This window comes from Cytobacillus oceanisediminis, assembly GCF_007830235.1.
GTDB lineage: Bacteria > Bacillota > Bacilli > Bacillales > Cytobacillaceae > Cytobacillus > Cytobacillus oceanisediminis.
On the sequence record NZ_VLKI01000001.1, the window covers coordinates 517,086 to 535,044 of the forward strand.

Consider the following 17,959-nt stretch of genomic DNA (forward strand, 5'->3'; position numbering starts at 1 on the left):
CGTTAACCCCTCCTTATCCATTTATTTTGCAAGCTCACGGATCGGGTTAAACCACTCATCTTCCACTTCCACCAACCGCTCCTTACCAGACTTTTTGCTGAATAGACCGGAAAATTCATAGTCCTCTGGCACAAAGATTTTTTCATTATTTGCCACTTCATCTGAAGTCATAATTTCAAGCAGCATCTTCTGGTCTTCTTCGCTTACTGTGCCTGTATTGATAACAAATGGTGCATTTAACACAGGCGTTACAGAGATCAAACTGAATTCTTTCCCGGCAACCGTGTTAAGCGGCTCGGCTGCATCTTCCTTCACTTTATATACAGCGCCTGGCTCGTTCACTTCACCGTCTGCCAATTCAATATAGTTGTTTACACATGTATCACAGAATGCCGCGACATCCGCTTTGCCGCTTAATAAATTTACTGCAGAACCCTGGTGGGAGCCTCCAAATAGCACCTCGCTAAAGAACTTGTCCTCTCCGCCCTCAAGCAAATCCTCTGCTGTTAAACTCTTAAACTCTTTTTTTTCGGTAAAGTAATCTGTTATCCCGGTAGATGGGACCTTGAACCCTGATGTTGAACTATTGGAAACAAATGAGAATCGCTTTCCATTAATATTGTCAATCGCAAACTCATCGCCATTCTTATATTGATCCGTATTTTCTTTCTCTACTGCCAGCCAGCTGTAATAAACAGCATCCTCCAAAGTACCTGACTCGCCGCTGGGAACAACTAATGGAAGAACCTTATCATTTTTGTTATTTGCTTCTATGAATCCTTGTGCGCCCAGGAAGGCCATATCTGCGTTGCCGTTTGCAATGGCTTCGATCGCAACAATGTAATCAGTCGTTGTTTGATGCTCTACCTTCTTGCCCGTTTTCTCTTTTATCATTTTTCCAATCTCTTCACGGGCTTCAACCAGATCAGCTCCTGATTCATTCGGAAGCCATGCAATTGTCAGCGTATCGTCACTTTCCGAATTGGCTGTAAATGAACAGCCTGCAAATACTACAGTCATAGCCATACAAAGTAACATTAATGCCAATTTTTTCATGATTTTTCCCCTCTCTTATTTGGAAAGCTTTTTAATATTACCATCGACCTAACTATATCGAATGATTATGAATCTACTGATAAGGAATCGTGATGAATCGTAAAGCATTGGTAAAAGATTAGCTTGATAATGTAAAAGCGCCATTGTGCATGTTGTATTCCCTGTCAACCAAATTGTTCATAAACTCAAGATCATGGAAGATTCCAAGCATGGTTGTGCCCTCCTTCATCAATTGTTCGATCAGAATTTTAACCTTCAGCTTCGAGACATAATCCAGGCTGGCTGTTGGCTCGTCCAGAAGCAGGAGTCTTGGTTTTTTGACCATAGCCCGTGCAATATTCAGCCTGAGCTTTTCCCCTCCTGAAAATGTGCCGGGGTAGCTGTCCCAAAGCTCCTGATCCAGCTCGAAATGCAAAAGGATCTTTTCCGTCTCCCTTTCTGCCATTTTATAATCCGCCCCCATTTCAAGGATCGCTTGCTTCACAAGCTGCCTGGCTGTCGTTCTTGGCATAACATTTAAAAATTGCGACACATAGCCAATTTCATGCTGTCGCAGGTATATCATTTGTCTATTTGATGCATCCGCAAGATTAATGGGGCCAAATTTTTTGGAGTTATACCAAATACTTCCCTGCTGAAGCCTGTACGTTCCGTAAATACACTTTAAAATCGTGGATTTGCCGCTTCCGCTTTTTCCGGTAATCCCGATAAATTCCCCTTCCTTCAGCATGATATCAATGCCGCTTAATGCACGGATATTTTTGCCCAGATTATGGAGGGTAAATGATTTTTCAAGATCCTTGATTTCCAATAGATTTTCCATTAATCCACCTGCTTTCTGCCAGTGTTGTACTTAGAAACAGCGCTAAATTCTGTAATTTGTTTTTTGGATCAGCTTCCCGTCCACAAATACTCCAGTGATGACCGGGAAATCATCAGCTATTTTTTCAATGATCAGCAGATCCGCTTTTTTTCCGATTTCAATTGAACCGATTTCTTCGTCCATTTTCACCGCTTTTGCCGGATTAATAGTTACTAGCCTAATCATGTCAGCCAGGTCCATACCATAGGTATTAACCAGCTCAAAAATCGAGTGCAGCATGGCTGCCGGATAATAGTCACTGCACAAAATATCAATCGAATCATTTTGAATCGCTTCTGCAGCACCCAGATTTCCGCTGTGCGAGCCTCCCAGCAGCACATTTGGCGCACCGGCAACGGTATACATGCCAAGCACCTTCGCCCTGTATGCCACCTCCTGGGTGATCGGGAATTCACTAATCGTCGTGCCAAAACTGCGGACAAGGTCCAATTTTTCAAAACTGTCATCATCATGGGAGGCAACCGCGATATTATGTTTATGCGCATACTGGGCAATTTCCCTCATGTCTTCAACAGTCAGCTTCTCCTTTGTCTGGTGATTGCGAATCAACACATCAATGGCTGCATCGCTCATACTGTTATAGCTTTTCACCGTGTTCCGGTAGACTTCCAGGTGGCGGTACTGCCCTTGCCCCGGTGTATGATCCATAAAGGATATTAAATGCACCTTGTCTTCGCTTATGTAGTTTTTAAGATTCTCAATTTCTTCAACATTATCAATCTCCATTCTTGCATGAAATCGATGGCGCACTAGATGCTTGATAGTATGGGTCTCATCAATCAAGTCAATGAGCTTCCTGACATTTTCCGGTTCCCGGATCGGTTTATACGCATACTCTGTTTCTTTATAAAGAGACAGTGAATGGAACATGGTTGTAATCCCATGGGAAATGAGCTCCTTCTCCGCTTCTCTTAAACTTAGGTTAAAGTTCATTAAAGAAGTTGGCCTTGGAGCTGCCATATGTTCAATATAGTCTGAATGGATATCGATAAAGCCTGGCGAGACATAGCCGCCTTCCGCATCAATTATTTCTGTATCCTCTCCAAACATCATTTCACCCTTTGGAGCGATCCTGGCGATTCGGTCATCCTCAATAAGCAGATCATAGCCTTGTAAAACCGTATCCTCTGTAATTAGCTTTCCATTTGTAATGACGTACAAAATGCTTCCCCCTTATGAATGGTTTTTTACATTGAAGGCAAGCTTACAGGAGCGAATGAACCAATTGCTGTGTAAAGGCATGCTGAGGATCTTCGAGTATTTGATCCGTCAGCCCCTGCTCAATGACTTGCCCATCCAGCATGACCATGGTTCTGTCTGCGAGCATCCTAATAACTCCTAAATCATGCGAAACCAGCACAATACTAATATTCAATTCTCGCTGCAGGCTCTTAATTAAATCCAAAACACTTGCCTGTACCGATAAATCCAATCCTGTCGTGACCTCATCTAAGAGAAGGATGGGCGGGTTATTGGAAAGGGCTTTGGCAATTTGGACACGCTGCTGCATGCCGCCTGAAAAATTCTTTGGCGCTTCTTTGCTGCGATGAATAGGTATATTCACCTTGCCGAGCAGATCAGTTCCTCTTGCTTCCATCATTTCCACGTTTCTGCTTCCGGCTGCAATCAGTTTCTCGGCAATATTTCCAATCGATGAAAAATCTATTTTCAATCCTAATAGAGGGTTTTGATACACTTTCCCCATTAAGTTGTTCCGGATATATCTTTTTTGCTGTGAAGATTCCTGGAAGAGATTTTTCAGCCCATTTTGATAGGAAGAAATATAAGCCTCTCCGGAGGTAGCCTCCTGGTCAAAGTATAGGCATTGCATCAAAGTGGATTTTCCGCTTCCGCTCTCCCCTACAACTCCGAGCACTTCTCCCGGATATACATCAAAGGAGACATCCCTGCATGCGAAGACGGTGCCGCACACCTTGCAGTAATTTTTTATCAAGGCATCCGGCTCAGGATTCGTGCAATGGGCACAGCCAGTGCCAAATTGTTTGTTTAAATGTTTAATAGATAAAACAGGAACCTCAAATTCAGTCATTTAATTCACTCCTGCTTTTTCGGCTTTATTTAAAACTTCATAACAGTAGCCCGTATCATTGCATTGATAATAGGTTTCTCCTGTACCCTCATCAATCAGCTCATCCAGGAACACTCCCTCAGAGCCGCATAATCTGCAGCATTTCCCTTCAAAGCTTTCCCCTTCAAATGGATAATCTTCAAAATCAAGGGAGACGATCTTCGTGAAAGGCGGGACGGCATACACCTTTTTTTCCCGTCCTGCTCCCAATAAAATAAGCGCTTCATTTTCGTCCATTTTATGATTATCAAACCGGGGGATCGGGCTTGGTGCCATCACATAGCGGTCATGCACCATGACCGGATGGTCTGCTCCTGTCGTCATGCTTCCATATTTCATAATCTGTTCAAATAGCATGAGCCATGCCCCGCTATATTCTTTTTCTGCATGAAGCTTTTTGGTTTCATGCTCACTTGGTTCGAAGTAACGAAGCGGTTCAGGGAGCGGCACCTGCAGCACAAGAATTTGCTCCTTTTTTAGAGGGACCTCCGGAATCCTGTGCCGCGATTGAATAATCGTTGCCTCAGAAGCAGATTCCGTTAGCTGTACGCCCGTCGTATCGGAGACAAGCTTTTTGATGCTGACGGCATTCACCGATTCATCAGACCCCTGATCGATTACCTTTAAGACATCTTTCTTCCCTATTAAAGCGAGTGTCAGCTGGAGTCCTCCAGTTCCCCAGCCTCTTCCGATCGGCATTTCCCTTGAAGCAAAAGGAACCTGATAGCCAGGGATCGCAATCGCTTTTAAGGTGGCTCTTCTGATCTCCCTTTTCGAACCTTCATCAAAGAAAGCAAAATTATAGGCTGTGTTCATCATCTTCTCACCTCTTGCCTTTCTGCAGTTTCTTCCTCAGAGTTCTTTGTTTTTCTGACACGATCAAGCTTTGATTGGAACGTGACATAATGGGGCATTTTCAAATGTGAAATAAAGCCGGTCGATTCCACAGAGTCAATATGATACAGTACAAATTCTTCATTATGGCTTGGGAAGCTATTATCGGGATGCTCCAGGCAATTATCGAGAATGGCCATGGCGATCGCTTTCGTCTCGTTCTGCCCAAAGCACAGTCCATAGCCAATTTCAAACTCCAATTCTTTTCTTCCGTTCTCCTTTTCGGCCATAAACGGCATCAGCATTTCCGCTTCTGTTGCTTTTACATCGCCAATATAATAGTCATCTTCCTCACTGCCCACTTCATTCGGATGGCCGACATAGACAGGCAAATTCCCGACTCTCAGCTCTCCGACAGTGGGATGAAGTGCCCCGTAGCCTCTGATGACGGCATAAGCTAGTGAGGTAACAGCTCCCGTCTGCCCTCTTGTCAGGATTTGCAAACGCTGGCTTCGGTTTGATGGAAACTCCAGGCTTTCTCTTGTCACATCATCCGGTTCAGTATCATTGTTCTCACGGAGCGGAATTAAGCCCTCTTTACGCAGATAATCCAACACCTTTGGCAAAAGGATATCCGGAGCATCCAGCTTTTCTTCATTTAATCTGTTTTCTGCCTCATATTCAGTCAGCCATTCCCGGATCAGCTCTTCCGTTTCCTTCATTAGGCCAAAATCGAGAAGCCTGTGAGTATAATCGGTAGTTGCACCTAAGATCTGGCCACCTGGAATATCTTTAAAGCTGGCTGAAATCCGGCGTTCAACCTTCATCTGCTCGGATTCAATGATTTGTGAGCAGTGCTTCCTTGGCAAGGTTGACCGGTATGCCCGCAGCAGGAATATCGCTTCTTCCGGATTCCCTTCAGCCTGCTTAATTGCTAATGCTGCAAGGGGTTCATTGTATAAGCTGCTTTCTGACATGACCTGGTCGATTAACCCTCTCATGCCAGCCTCAATTTTTTCTGTTTCCAATACTTGCTGCTTCTGCAGCCTTTCATACTTCAACCGTTTAACCGATTCTTTAATCGCATGAGTTCCGCCCTTTACCGCTACATAACCCATTCATTCATCACCACCCTTTTTTCTGTTACTTGAGTTGTTCTGGGCAAGGATAAAAGCTGATTGTTTTGGTCAACAAATATGAGGTCAACCCCAACTGGATACTCCTTATTTTTTTCTTCTCGTCTTCGTATCCAATTCCCATCCATTTCCACATTGACTGGGGTGCTAGTCTGAATGCCCGGCCCCTTTAAAACGAGATGGTCACCGTCCCTGATGGCCCCTGTTTCTGCGATAATGACGGCAGATTTATGAGGGTTTAAGTACGTCCCGGGATTTGCTCTTTGAATGGCATCCTCCAATGAACCTTCCTCGGCATCGTCAAGGATAAATAGATAATCCGCCTGATCAGCCTCTGCCGTTTTGGCGAAGGTTAACTGATTTAATTCTTTTTCTGCCCTGTCCGCATTGGCAGAGAACACTTTAAACGTTACCTCAGGGTCCAGCAGTGTTAATGCCAGCAGCAGGAGTGAATGGGAGCAGCCTGTCTCATTCTCTCCATCCAACAATGCTGCCTCTTTCCCCAGGTCTGTAATCAGCCCGGGCCGTGAAGTGGAATCGACTAATTTTCTATACACAGATTGCAGGTCATGAACGATATCTAGCTTCAACTCTTCTCCCCCTCTACTAAACATCCATCGTTTCAAAGCTGACTTTTGTTTTTAAAATCGCTTTATTTTTTGCTTTGCTGTTTTCTTCAATATGCTGCTTCTCACTTTCAAGAATGCTTGACCATTTTGTTGTTTCAGGAAGATTCCCCAGAAACGCTGCATCAATAATGGCAAGATGATAAGCCAGTTCAGGCTGATGTCCCTTGACAATCCCAATTCCAATCTTTCCTTCAACCTTTGCCTTGCATTCGGTAACCAGCACTTCGCCTAAATAAAATAAGCTTTTCTTGGAAGTCTCCCGAACCTTTAACATGACTAGCCCATTTTCCGGTTTTTGAATGGCCGTCACTGGATAATTTTGTTCAATTTCATTCGCTAATGATTTCGCTAAATCTTGAGAGCCGCTGATCAAAATTTCTGTTCTTTGTTTTCTTTTCACCTTTTGGCCTCCATCTGTATTTGTTTCTGCACCTTTAATCTATCTTGTTGCCAAGCTCATGAACGTAAAATAACGGTTAATTTTGTATGGTTTTTGTTAATTTCATTACGTCCCATACAGGAAAAAAAATCGGCATAGCGCCGATTTAAACCAGGTATGTAAAACAATCACTTCTGTATTTGATTCTGGAATATTCCAGGACTTTCCCCGTTTTTCGATCCATACAGCAGGATTCCAGCAGCAATAATGGAATTAGGCTGGAGCATTGGAGGATTTTTCGTTCTGTTTCATTTGGGAAAACCACGCTCAAATGGCTTTTCCCTGATGTGAAATCGGTATAGCCCTGGGTTTTGTAATAGTGAAAAATAGAGGTGATCCCAGGACCATCCTGATCAATATGCGGAAAAACAGCTTGAGGTACATAAGATGTATGTAAAGCAATCGGGCAGTCATCCATTATTCTTAGACGAGCAATTTTATAAACCTCATCAGGCGGATTTGCTTTTAATTCGTGAAAGATACCGGATTTATAGGGGATTTTTTCACTGACAATATTTTCTGTCCTAAAGTCGTAGTCCAGCTCCTTCATTTTTTCACTAAAACTGATATCCCCATTTAGGATAAGAGGAATTTGCGGCTTTCGATTTTGAACATAACTGCCTCTGCCCTGCCTTGAAAAGATGTATCCCAGCTCCTGTAAATGCTCATATGCCTTCCGGACAACTATTCTTGGGACCTTATAGTGATCGGCGAGCTCATTTTCAGAAGGCAGCTTATCATTCGGCTTAAATGTCCCTTCCTTTATCTTCGAAATCAGCTCATCGACCAGCATCATTTTTTCACTCATACAGGCAACTCCCCTTTCGAAATCGTGAAACAACTTTAGTGTAAACGCTGAATTTAAATGGCAAGTTAAGAGAATGTTATTTTTTAGTAGAACTTAAAAAGACCCAATCCACTGTGACTGGGTCTATGAAGGCCATATTCAGCTTCCAAATTTTTTTATAAAAGCTTCCGCATCATTTAATTCAGCAAAATGGGCTTCAAGCTTTTTTCTTGGCCAATCCCACCAGGCGATTTCAATCATCTTGTGGGCTATTTCTTCAGAAAATCTTCTTTTTAAAGGCTTGGCAGGCACCCCAGCTGCAATGGTGTAAGGCTCAACATCCTTCGTCACAACTGCTCCAGAGCCGACCACCGCCCCGGTGCCGATCTCAACACCTTTCATAATGATCGCACCATGGCCAATCCATACATCATGGCCAATTTTCACCCGATGTGTACGTCGCCAATCAAAAAATTCAAGATCGTCCTGCTCACCGAAACCATAATCTACTTTCCGATAGGTTATATGATGCTGTGTCACCCGGTCCATTGGATGCTGGACGGGGTTGATACAAGCATGAGATGCGATCGAACAGAAATTTCCGATTTCGGCGTAGTTGACTGTCACATCATCCATCGTATAGGTATAATCGCCGAATCTCGATTCAATCACTTTATTTCTTTCACCGATGGAAACCCATTCACCGGCATAGCTGTCAATAATATAGCTTGAATCATGGACAGTTGGGGAAATGGAGAGCTTCTCATCCTGCTTGGGTTTGAAAATTAGAGACATGTGATCATTCCGCTCCTTCCTTCAAATTGGCAGCTTTCTTTGCATCTATTAAATGCGGCTTTTCAGCTTCGCTCTTCTGGAAGCTAATTCATGTACTCTCTCCACTCCAGGGGACCGGCTTCCAAGCACCACCGGTTTCTCGCCATACGCTCCATGAAAATCAGACCCGCCTGTCATGATTAAGCCATATTTTACAGCCAGCTTCCTGGCCAATTCTTCATGCTGGTGATTATGCAAAGGGTGCCATACTTCTATTCCCTGCAATCCGGCTTCTGTAAGGTCAGGAACCATTTCAAAATTCCCGTATTGTCCTGGATGTGCTAGAACAGGCACTCCACCTGCCTTAAGTATGGCCTGAACAGCCTGTCTGGCATCCACATATTCCATCGAGATAAAAGCAAGGCCTGGCGCTTCTCCTTTTTGTCCGCGGCTAAACAATTTTTTATAAAGCGGGCCATAAATTGAATCTGTATAACCTGCCTCAATCAAAGCTGCCATAATATGCTGTTTATAGACTCCAGTCCCACCATGTGCAAGCTCCTGGCATCGTTCCCAGGTAATGCTATAGCCTGCTTCAATCAGCCGCTGGACCATTTCAAACGACAGTTTATGCCTTTTTTCAGTTAAAGGTCCGCACAATGCTTCAATTGCATTATGCCCTGGCTCAATAAAATAACCAAGGATGTGAACACGCCGGCCCATTTCAAAATCAAAGCCGGAAATTTCAATACCCGGAATGACTTCCACTCCATACTTCTTCCCTTGCTGGACCGCTTCCTCCAGCCCCTTTGTTGTGTCATGGTTTGTAATGGCCAGGTGCGACACATCATTGGCAACCGCTAAGTTCAGTACCTCATCAATCGTCAGGGGACAGTCTGAAATATTCGTATGGCAGTGCAATTCAGCTTTCATTTTTGAACCTCCTATTAATTGCCTTTTTTAATAGAGTAACTTGGTGCCAAGCTCTAAAGGTTACTACAATGTAAATTTCTGTTAAGATTATGTAATGCTGCTGCACAAGCGTGAAAAGACTGGTATAAAGCCAACTGACCGATATATTGAAAAAGTGACCGATAAAAATGAAATTTGACCGATATATTGAAAAAGTAACCGATAAAAATGAATTTTGGCCGATATATTGAAAAAGTAACCGATAAAAATGAATTTTGGCCGATATATTGAAAAAGTAACCGATAAAGCCCAAATCTGACCGATAAATCTTTGAGAGTGACCGATATCCTAAGAAACTAAGAGTAAGAAGGCCAACTCCCTGGAGCCGGCCATCAGTTTTGAAGCTATTTCATCTATTTTTCTGCTGATATGTTTTTAAATAGAGATGTTTTCAGCTGCCTTTGTTTTACCTAATGCCTTCAATGGCGTTTTGCACACATTCCCATATGCATCAAGTGCATGGACTTCAATCTGATACGCAGTATTTGCCTGCAAGCCTTCAATCTTTAATGTTAACGGATTTGGTACTGGATCTTTATAGAATTCTGAAAAAGCAAGAAACTGCTTTGCGACCTCTCCGGTTTCGGCATTTTTTGCCGCTACTTTGTAGTCATGAACAAGCAGATCATCCTTTGCCTGGTTAAACATAATCGCCAGGGCACTTGCTGTTGTCATTTCATTATTAATGGAGAGCATCGCCTCTTTCGTAAAAAAAGGGGGTTTTGTATCCCTGGCTTCTGTATATTTAAAATTCTGCTTGTTAGCTGGATAGCTGATTTCAAACGGCTCTCCAGTCCAGTCATTATGGTGAATATCGCGGCGCTTAATCAGTACTTTGTTGTTATATACCTCTACAATCAATGCCTGATTCAGGATATCGGCACCTTCAGGCACTTCCCCTTGAATTCTTCCTGCATCCAGCCACAGATAGGCACCTGTAGAAGTTCCGATTGAGGTGAAATCCTTCTGATGAATAATCCTTGGATCATCAAGCGGATAGTGGGTATGGCCGGAAAATGAAATAACTTGCGGATATTCCTTCAACGTATCGTAAAATACATCCCTATTCTGATTAAAGCCCCATTCGCTTCCATAGACAGTACCTTTAATCGGCTGATGATGGAAAACAAAGATGGGCTTTTTCGGATCATCTGCGTTCGCAATCTTCAATTGCTCGCTTAGCCAACTAATTTGTTCAACTGAGAATGTTCCCTCTGTTTTTCCGTCTTCTGTGCCAAGGACAATGAAATGATAGCCTTTCATGATCTTATGATAGTAGATCGATTCCATCCCCGTTTTATCCAGGAAGCGTTTTTGGGCATCAGCTGTTGATAAGCCATTCCAGTAATCATGATTACCGATGGCAAACATGGAAACGGTACCCCATTGTTTTTGTACATTAAAGGCTGACATGAACTTATCATATTCGGATGAATACCCATAATCAGTTAAATCCCCAACAACTACAAAAGCATCCTGCTTTGGAGCAACCTTATTTAATTGTTCCAATGTGACAATAAATTTTTCCAGCGTTTTATTGCTGGTATTATGGATATGGATATCACTGATAACCGGAAAAACCAAATCCGGCTTCGAACCGCTTGCATTCATCATGGAAGACGAAGATGCTGCACTTGCTGAAATGAAATGGAACGAGTTTGCAAGCGACAATCCTATTGTCGCGCCAGCAGCCATAGTTGTTTTTTGCAAAAAGGCGCGGCGGTCCATTCCTTTGGTTGTAAGGTTTTCGTCTTTTTGTTCACTCGAGCTATTTTTCATCATTCTCTGCACTCTCCTCTTATATCTTTCCGCAGGATTCATTCACCAGGCTTCATTTAACAGCAGTATGTATTCTCTGGCAAAATTCAGTTATTCTAATGGGCTCTTGTCATCATGTAGCCTATTATTTACCGTCCAATGGCAGCGGATCAATGCTCTGGTCATTGGCAGTTAAGTCAATTCCATAGTCCTTGGCAAAAACCATATGTGTATCAACCAAAACACCTTCATGGTTTTCATCCAAATGGAATACTCTCGCACCGCGAAGCCTGTTTCTATCCGGTCCTGAAAGACCATATGTGCCGAACCCAGTATTCCCGGCATATCCCAGCAAAATCCCATAGTAGTTGCCGCAATAGGTGTTAATATGATCATGTCCGCAGAATACGCCCTTAACGTCTCCTCTGTCCAGCATGGCTGTAAACAATCCGCTGTTAATCGGGCCCGGACACTCATCTTCATTCCGCTCTCCTGTGATTTGATGCCTTGCCGCTGCGAGATTATGGCCTTCTTCTGTTCGGCTGTCAACACTTCCCCACCACATAAACCGGTGCTCCCATAATGGAATATGGATGAAGACTAGGGAAGGAACTTTATAGCCATATTTCTTTTCGATCACCTTGGACCTTTCATAATACCAATTCACCTGGTTGAAACGGAGCCAATCCCATGTCGGATAGCCTTTAAAATCCTGCCCGGCAATCGTTTTCGGTGCATATCTGCCGCTATCCAGCAGCCAAAGGTTGAATGCCGCTCCATTCCCGCTGGATTGTTTGATTAACAGATTCATATTTCCTGTACCCGTAAGCCCTTTTTTGCCATGCACATTCATATTGTGTTTGTAATTCATATAGAACTTGAGCATATCCTCTTCATCCATACCGGTCTTTGCCGTTGAGTCTTCATCATGGTTCCCGAATGTAGCCGCCCAGCGGATCCCTCTTTTTTCCATAGGCTGAACGACATTGTTCATCGCTTGCTTCATTTCCAATTCGGTATCACAGCCGCCTGTAATATTGTCTCCATTCAAAACAACAAAATCTGGTTTTTCTGCGTCAAGAACCTTTTCCATCAGTTCGATCGTTCTGCGGTCAATCCGTTCATCATCCTGGGTGTCGTTAAATTGTATAACCTTAAATTTGCCATTAGAATTAAATGCAAGCTTAGGCCCTTCAATCTCTTCGCCAAGTTCTTCCGCTTGGGCTTTGTCCACCAGCAAGTCTCCCGGCAAGCCTGCAGCAGCCATCGTTAAAGCAAGCGTCCCCATACCTCCAGCTTTAATAAAAGACCTTCTATCAAGCCTTGTGTTTTCGTTCTTATTACTCATTCTCTCCGCCTCCAATGATTTAATCGGGAGCATTCCCTGTCCTGCACTTAAAATCGTAGAATAAATCTATTAATGGCGTATTAAAATTACTAGATTGTTTAGTAAAGAACATATGAAGAATGTAAAGGCTTTTTTAATAGATAGATCATTGTATAACAAAAGCCTGCCTGAATTCAGGCAGACTTTCACTGTCGTATCCTTGTTATTGGATTTAGCAGAGTGCTGAACCATTACTCAGGTCATCATCCTTGCTCACTGTATAATTACGATTCTCCTCCTTTACAAAATGAACCCCGCTCCCTCTCTCCATTACATATTGCATTTTATATTGCGTCCTTTTGGTGATTTTCACTTCCAGCTGTTCGGCCCGGTCATATCGGTCTGACAGCTTTCTCTCAGGGGTATCCAATATGATCGATGGACCATCAATTAACATGACCTTCGCCTGGAAATTATCTTCAGGCAGGATACGAAGTACATGGTGAACTGCCATCCACACACAATTAATATTATTTGGCGATATATGCGGAAACCAATACATATCAATATGCCCCGGAACGCGGATAGGAGTTGCCTGGCATGCCCCTATGATCGACTTTGCACCGCTGATGGCACCTTCCAGATCAAATCCGTAATAACTAAGACTTTCCTGGATAATCTCAATTGGTTTCATTGTGACAATAAACATTTGGCTGCCCTGGATGACTTTGCTGTAGCATCTCCCATTTGCACCAAACTCTGGCAATATCGCTTTTGTTTCCGGGTGGATAATATAATGTGGTATATGAATGATTGTCATGTGTATGCTCCTTATTCGTCATTTACTATTTTAAAATTGTTCATTAAGGAGTATACTTAGCAAATGAGCTGGTATACTCCATCTCATGAGAACTCTCAGGCTACTGTCTTTCCCGGACCTGCCTGGGGGTTTTTAGTTTTTACACTTTTCTCTTTGTGCCGGTGACTGGATGGTTGTTATTTCTTTTATTATATGACCTTTAAAAGACCCGCTCAGTTATTCGGCATGATTTGACAAAATTCACCTCTTTTCTCATTATAATGGGTATATTTTACTATTGTAAAAACTTATTTTTCCGCCGGCCTAACTTTTTTAGGGGCGTGATATCGATCTTAGGTGACGTTATTGACAAATTTGTGCGAATTTTTTATAATATTTGATTTTATTGATTTTTCCAGTGAAAACAGCTTTCAATACTGAATTACGATTCATTTTGTGACATAGGTCATATGGATAGAAGAATATCATTGGCTGGAAATTCTGTCACAAAAATTTCTTTTTTACAAAGGGATACACTTTCATGGAGAGCGTAAAGCATTTAATCTCCCGAAAAGCCATTGGCACCCTTAAGGCCAATGGCTTTAATAAATGATTAAATATTTTTGATGATCGTCTCCGCATTATAGCCAGACGGATTATTCTGATGCCACTTCCAGGCATGAGCTACAATCTGCTCCAGTTCGTGGTATTGAGGTATCCACCCGAGTTCCTTCTTCGCCTTTTCTGACGAAGCAACCAGGATGGCCGGATCGCCGGCACGGCGGGGAGCTGAGACTGCTTTAATATTCTCCCCTGTCACCTTCAGGCATGCCTTAATCACTTCTTTAACCGAATAACCAGTGCCATTACCAAGATTATAGGTGCTGCTTTCTTCCTTTGCACGCAGTCTTTTAAGTGCAAGATAATGGGCGTCCGCCAAATCCATAACATGGATATAATCACGGACACAGCTTCCATCGGGTGTAGGATAATCGTTCCCAAAGATGGAGACCTGTTCGCGCTGTCCCAATGCTATTTGGAGGATGATGGGGATTAAATGGGATTCTGGTGTGTGATCCTCGCCAATTCTTCCCTCGAGATCTGCCCCTGCGGCATTGAAGTAACGCAAGCAAACAGATTTTAACCCATATGCATCGTCCGCCCATTTTAACATCTTTTCAATCGCAAGCTTTGTTTCGCCATACGGGTTGGTTGGGACAGTCGGATCCTCTTCTTTAATCGGCACATTCACAGGGTTTCCATAAACGGCTGCGGTTGATGAGAAGACGATTTTTTTCACCTGATGTTCGACCATTTTCTTCACTAGATGGTAAGTTCCGATCACATTATTCTCATAATATTGCAGCGGTTGTTCTACACTTTCGCCTACAAGCGAATCGGCTGCAAAATGGATGACTGCATCAATTTGATGTGTGGTAAATATCTCATTCAGCAAATCCCCGTCTTTTAATTCCCCCTGGTAAAACGCTGCATTCCTCACCGCTTCACGATGGCCTTTTTTAAGGCTATCAAGAACGATAACTTCTTCACCAAGCCCATTTAAATATAAAACAGTATGGCTTCCTATATACCCTGCACCGCCAGTCACTAGAATGGCCATGATCTCCTGCTCCTTTATTTGCCTGAATTTTCAAAAGCGTAGGTTGCCAATTGAAAATCAAAGTGAAATTGTCTCCCGCTTAATAAGTGATTTAGTAATATTTACTTCACGATACAGCTACATATGACTGTCTTTATAAACTGCAGCAGGTTGTTTATTTCCCTATTAAACGGATACATTAATGACATACACGTAAAAAGGAGGCTGGAATACATGAGCGAAAACACCCCACAGGATGTAAACCGTATCCAGGAGGAAGCACAAAAACAGGATAGCGAGGCCAAAAAGGCGCAGGAAGTTGTGGATGATGCCGTTTCCAAAATGAGTCCTCAAAGGCAGTATGAAAAAGACAAGGAACAGAATAAGCGGTAATGTAAAAAAGCCTTATTCCATCATCCGGCTGGAATAAGGCTTTTTCTCTGCTATTCTCCTTCCCCTTGCAGAATCTTGTTTTCTGCTTTTTGCAAATAATGCATTGGGATATATGTGATATAAAAAACAATCAGTGCAGCGATTTCAAGGGTTACATAATACCAAATGCCGCTTCCGAAAAATGATAATAACGTTTTCGTTTCTGTCGGGCTGGCTAAATAAAAGAAATTAGTACCTAACAGCTGGTTTAAGAGGAAGATCGGCACAGCAATTGCGTTAAGAGTTAAAAAGCTATTTAGCACAGCTTTCTTTGGAACTCTGTACCCTTCAAATAGAATGAAATACAAAACAGTTAACGGAATGGCTGAATGATGAAGGAAGTATTTGATGTAGCGGAAGTGAGGGAATTGGTAGATCATATCAGGTGTAACCATGCTTAAGATGGGAGGAATCGTACCGATAAAGTACAGCAAATAAAATGCTTTTTTATTGCCTCTTAAGAACAGAAACATTGCAATAAAGGTGCTAAATGAACAAAGCTGGAGCGGAAGATCCGCAACATCCCACTGATTGGTTAAGACCAGCCATAAATGATAAGTTACTTCACAGGCCAGCAGCGTGACAAACAAAGTCCATTTTATTATTTTCTGGTATGGCCTAAGCGCCAGCCTGTAATACACCAGCCACCAGCAAGTAAAGAAGAAAAGCACTAACGTAACTAGATGCATCAACGAAAAAAGCTCAAAGCCCTGCATTCCCGTTACAGAAAACATGATGTCATCACCCCTCAATATGCATGGAAGTGTTGTTTTATTCATTGTATTCACGGGGAGGAAATTTACCACGCCATTTATAAGGTTTAATTCAGTTAAAAACCCTTCCCGGTATTTAAATTTCTGGTCTAAAGCCTTTGTTTTAATTGTCGTTGTGTTTTCCTGTTAATTATTGCTGGTGCAGATTCGTGTTAAATAAAAAATGAGGGAATGCTCACTCCCCTCACCTTTTAATAAAGTATTAAATACCTTACCTTATTATTAATTAAAAACTGTTTAGTTTCTATTTAACAAAGCATTGCCAGCTATACCCGGATTTGTCATTTCGTACGGGTTTAAAATCAGTTCAAGCTCCTCTTCTGTTAGAACGTCATATTGCAGGCAAAGCTCTCTAACCGACTTTCCTTTAAGGATGGCTTCCCTGGCAATCCTTGAAACAACCTCATATCCCAGGTGCGGGTTAACAGCTGTAATGATGCCTACACTCTTTTCCACATATTCCTTCATCCGATCTTCATTTGCTTCGATTCCTGATAGGCAATAGTCGGTAAAGCTTCTGAAGGCATTGTTCATGATGCTGATCGACTGAAGCAAATTAAAAACCAGGACAGGCTCCATAACATTCAGTTCAAGCTGTCCTGCTTCGGAGGCAAGACAAATCGTCTGATCATTCCCGATTACCTGAAAGGCAGTCTGGTTAATGAGTTCCGGCATAACGGGGTTAATCTTTCCTGGCATGATGGAAGAGCCTGGCTGACGTGACGGCAGATTAATTTCCCCTAGCCCGGCACGGGGACCTGAAGCCATTAACCGCAAGTCATTGGCTATTTTGGACATATTGATCATACACACCTTTAATGCTGCTGATACCTCCGTATAGGCATCCGTGTTTTGCGTGGCGTCAACCAGATGTTCAGTCCCGGCAAGCGGCAACCCGCTTATACATGCCAGGTGCTTTACCACATTTTTAATATAAAGAGGATCAGCATTTAAACCAGTCCCTACAGCTGTTGCCCCCATGTTTACTTCATAGAGGTGCTGGCGTGTTTGTCCAATGCGTTTAATATCCCGTTCCAGTACTCGGCTGTAAGCTTCAAATTCTTGGCCCAGGCGAATGGGAACAGCATCCTGAAGATGGGTACGGCCCATTTTTATAACAGAATCAAATTCCAGTGCTTTCCTTTTAAATACATGAAACATGTCATTCATCGTATTCAAAAGCTTGTCAAGAAGATTAAGGGCAGATATATGTATGGCAGTTGGGAACACGTCATTTGTCGATTGAGACATATTGACATGGCTGTTTGGGCTTATCCGGCCATATTCGCCTTTTTCATGGCCAAGCAGTTCAAGCGAGCGGTTTGCAATGACTTCATTTGCATTCATATTTATAGAAGTGCCTGCCCCCCCCTGAATCGGGTCAACAATAAAAAACTCATGCCATTTTCCTTCAAGAATTTCGTCGGACGACTGGATGATCGCGTTGCCTATTCCTTCATATAAACGCTTTGTATCCATATTTGCCAGTGCAGCCGCTTTTTTGATCATCGCCAATGCCCTAATCATTTCTGTATGAATCCTATATCCGGTAATAGGGAAGTTTTCAACGGCCCGTAAGGTTTGAATGCCATAATACACATCTTTGGGAATTTCCTTTTCACCAAGGAAATCTTTTTCAATTCTACAAGCTCTCTCGGTCTTAATCATTTC

The 17,959-nt window shown here is 42.7% G+C and carries 18 protein-coding genes; 1 reads left to right on the forward strand and 17 read right to left on the reverse strand.

The genetic code is table 11. The features are described 5' to 3' along the window. Nucleotides 1–21: 21 nt before the first annotated feature. The 15 genes from phnD to galE all read right to left on the reverse strand — a co-directional run bounded on the left by phnD (nt 22) and on the right by galE (nt 15,104). Complete coding sequence (gene phnD, locus IQ19_RS02490; RefSeq protein ID WP_144539524.1) at nt 22–1,056, reverse strand: phosphate/phosphite/phosphonate ABC transporter substrate-binding protein; 1,035 nt, start codon at nt 1,054–1,056, stop codon at nt 22–24. 118 nt (nt 1,057–1,174) lie between these two features. Next, nucleotides 1,175–1,879 carry a phosphonate C-P lyase system protein PhnL gene (locus IQ19_RS02495; RefSeq protein WP_144539526.1) on the reverse strand — a complete coding sequence of 235 codons (705 nt, stop codon included), beginning with the start codon at nt 1,877–1,879 and terminating at the stop codon, nt 1,175–1,177. A gap of 42 nt (nt 1,880–1,921) precedes the next feature. Further along, on the reverse strand, nt 1,922–3,100 hold the full coding sequence (gene phnM / locus IQ19_RS02500) for a phosphonate metabolism protein PhnM (RefSeq protein ID WP_144539528.1): 1,179 nt from the start codon (nt 3,098–3,100) through the stop codon (nt 1,922–1,924). A 43-nt stretch (nt 3,101–3,143) separates the two neighbouring features. Continuing rightward, nucleotides 3,144–3,989 carry an ATP-binding cassette domain-containing protein gene (locus IQ19_RS02505; protein WP_144539530.1) on the reverse strand — a complete coding sequence of 282 codons (846 nt, stop codon included), beginning with the start codon at nt 3,987–3,989 and terminating at the stop codon, nt 3,144–3,146. Next, a complete protein-coding gene (locus IQ19_RS02510; protein WP_144540069.1) occupies nt 3,990–4,844 on the reverse strand; it encodes an alpha-D-ribose 1-methylphosphonate 5-phosphate C-P-lyase PhnJ in 855 nt (284 codons plus the stop codon). Continuing rightward, on the reverse strand, nt 4,844–5,980 hold the full coding sequence (locus IQ19_RS02515) for a carbon-phosphorus lyase complex subunit PhnI (RefSeq protein WP_144539532.1): 1,137 nt from the start codon (nt 5,978–5,980) through the stop codon (nt 4,844–4,846). The genes IQ19_RS02510 and IQ19_RS02515 overlap by 1 nt, the downstream gene beginning before the upstream one ends. Further along, nucleotides 5,968–6,588 (reverse strand): phosphonate C-P lyase system protein PhnH, encoded by a 621-nt coding sequence (gene phnH, locus IQ19_RS02520; RefSeq protein ID WP_144539534.1) that lies wholly within the window; start codon nt 6,586–6,588, stop codon nt 5,968–5,970. The genes IQ19_RS02515 and phnH overlap by 13 nt, the downstream gene beginning before the upstream one ends. Before the next feature lie 16 nt (nt 6,589–6,604). Beyond that, the gene (gene phnG / locus IQ19_RS02525; protein WP_144539536.1) at nt 6,605–7,027 is read right to left on the reverse strand and encodes a phosphonate C-P lyase system protein PhnG; all 423 of its coding nucleotides are present in this window, start codon (nt 7,025–7,027) and stop codon (nt 6,605–6,607) included. Between the two features lie 145 nt (nt 7,028–7,172). Beyond that, complete coding sequence (locus tag IQ19_RS02530; protein WP_144539538.1) at nt 7,173–7,874, reverse strand: GntR family transcriptional regulator; 702 nt, start codon at nt 7,872–7,874, stop codon at nt 7,173–7,175. Between the two features lie 138 nt (nt 7,875–8,012). Next, nucleotides 8,013–8,648, reverse strand: a complete 636-nt coding sequence (locus IQ19_RS02535; RefSeq protein WP_144539540.1) for a DapH/DapD/GlmU-related protein — start codon at nt 8,646–8,648, stop codon at nt 8,013–8,015. Between the two features lie 48 nt (nt 8,649–8,696). Next, nucleotides 8,697–9,560, reverse strand: a complete 864-nt coding sequence (locus tag IQ19_RS02540; RefSeq protein ID WP_144539542.1) for a PHP domain-containing protein — start codon at nt 9,558–9,560, stop codon at nt 8,697–8,699. Between the two features lie 414 nt (nt 9,561–9,974). Beyond that, complete coding sequence (locus IQ19_RS02545; RefSeq protein WP_242020868.1) at nt 9,975–11,381, reverse strand: metallophosphoesterase family protein; 1,407 nt, start codon at nt 11,379–11,381, stop codon at nt 9,975–9,977. Nucleotides 11,382–11,502: 121 nt separating this feature from the next. Next, complete coding sequence (locus IQ19_RS02550; RefSeq protein WP_144539544.1) at nt 11,503–12,705, reverse strand: metallophosphoesterase family protein; 1,203 nt, start codon at nt 12,703–12,705, stop codon at nt 11,503–11,505. A 211-nt stretch (nt 12,706–12,916) separates the two neighbouring features. Next, the gene (locus IQ19_RS02555; protein ID WP_144539546.1) at nt 12,917–13,504 is read right to left on the reverse strand and encodes a competence protein ComK; all 588 of its coding nucleotides are present in this window, start codon (nt 13,502–13,504) and stop codon (nt 12,917–12,919) included. Between the two features lie 592 nt (nt 13,505–14,096). Next, a complete protein-coding gene (gene galE / locus IQ19_RS02560) occupies nt 14,097–15,104 on the reverse strand; it encodes a UDP-glucose 4-epimerase GalE (RefSeq protein ID WP_144539548.1) in 1,008 nt (335 codons plus the stop codon). A gap of 213 nt (nt 15,105–15,317) precedes the next feature. On the opposite strand from galE, the gene IQ19_RS27985 reads away from it, so the two are divergent. Next, nucleotides 15,318–15,476 (forward strand): hypothetical protein, encoded by a 159-nt coding sequence (locus tag IQ19_RS27985; RefSeq protein WP_199749358.1) that lies wholly within the window; start codon nt 15,318–15,320, stop codon nt 15,474–15,476. A 50-nt stretch (nt 15,477–15,526) separates the two neighbouring features. Here IQ19_RS27985 and IQ19_RS02565 read toward each other — a convergent pair whose 3' ends face one another. Continuing rightward, complete coding sequence (locus IQ19_RS02565) at nt 15,527–16,249, reverse strand: YwaF family protein (RefSeq protein ID WP_144539550.1); 723 nt, start codon at nt 16,247–16,249, stop codon at nt 15,527–15,529. A 276-nt stretch (nt 16,250–16,525) separates the two neighbouring features. Then, the gene (gene aspA, locus IQ19_RS02570; RefSeq protein WP_144539552.1) at nt 16,526–17,956 is read right to left on the reverse strand and encodes an aspartate ammonia-lyase; all 1,431 of its coding nucleotides are present in this window, start codon (nt 17,954–17,956) and stop codon (nt 16,526–16,528) included. Nucleotides 17,957–17,959 lie beyond the last annotated feature (3 nt).

Excerpts from the sequence above, each read along its gene's own strand:
- IQ19_RS02515 (WP_144539532.1), bottom strand. The coding sequence starts at position 5,980 with ATGGGTTATGTAGCGGTAAAGGGCGGAACTCATGCGATTAAAGAATCG.
- IQ19_RS02530 (WP_144539538.1), bottom strand. The coding sequence starts at position 7,874 with ATGAGTGAAAAAATGATGCTGGTCGATGAGCTGATTTCGAAGATAAAG.
- IQ19_RS02565 (WP_144539550.1), bottom strand. The coding sequence starts at position 16,249 with ATGTTTTCTGTAACGGGAATGCAGGGCTTTGAGCTTTTTTCGTTGATG.
- IQ19_RS02510 (WP_144540069.1), bottom strand. The coding sequence starts at position 4,844 with ATGAACACAGCCTATAATTTTGCTTTCTTTGATGAAGGTTCGAAAAGG.
- IQ19_RS02540 (WP_144539542.1), bottom strand. The coding sequence starts at position 9,560 with ATGAAAGCTGAATTGCACTGCCATACGAATATTTCAGACTGTCCCCTG.
- IQ19_RS02550 (WP_144539544.1), bottom strand. The coding sequence starts at position 12,705 with ATGAGTAATAAGAACGAAAACACAAGGCTTGATAGAAGGTCTTTTATT.
- galE (WP_144539548.1), bottom strand. The coding sequence starts at position 15,104 with ATGGCCATTCTAGTGACTGGCGGTGCAGGGTATATAGGAAGCCATACT.
- IQ19_RS02555 (WP_144539546.1), bottom strand. The coding sequence starts at position 13,504 with ATGACAATCATTCATATACCACATTATATTATCCACCCGGAAACAAAA.
- IQ19_RS27985 (WP_199749358.1), top strand. The coding sequence starts at position 15,318 with ATGAGCGAAAACACCCCACAGGATGTAAACCGTATCCAGGAGGAAGCA.
- IQ19_RS02535 (WP_144539540.1), bottom strand. The coding sequence starts at position 8,648 with ATGTCTCTAATTTTCAAACCCAAGCAGGATGAGAAGCTCTCCATTTCC.
- IQ19_RS02505 (WP_144539530.1), bottom strand. The coding sequence starts at position 3,989 with ATGACTGAATTTGAGGTTCCTGTTTTATCTATTAAACATTTAAACAAA.
- IQ19_RS02495 (WP_144539526.1), bottom strand. The coding sequence starts at position 1,879 with ATGGAAAATCTATTGGAAATCAAGGATCTTGAAAAATCATTTACCCTC.
- phnD (WP_144539524.1), bottom strand. The coding sequence starts at position 1,056 with ATGAAAAAATTGGCATTAATGTTACTTTGTATGGCTATGACTGTAGTA.
- IQ19_RS02545 (WP_242020868.1), bottom strand. The coding sequence starts at position 11,381 with ATGATGAAAAATAGCTCGAGTGAACAAAAAGACGAAAACCTTACAACC.
- aspA (WP_144539552.1), bottom strand. The coding sequence starts at position 17,956 with ATGATTAAGACCGAGAGAGCTTGTAGAATTGAAAAAGATTTCCTTGGT.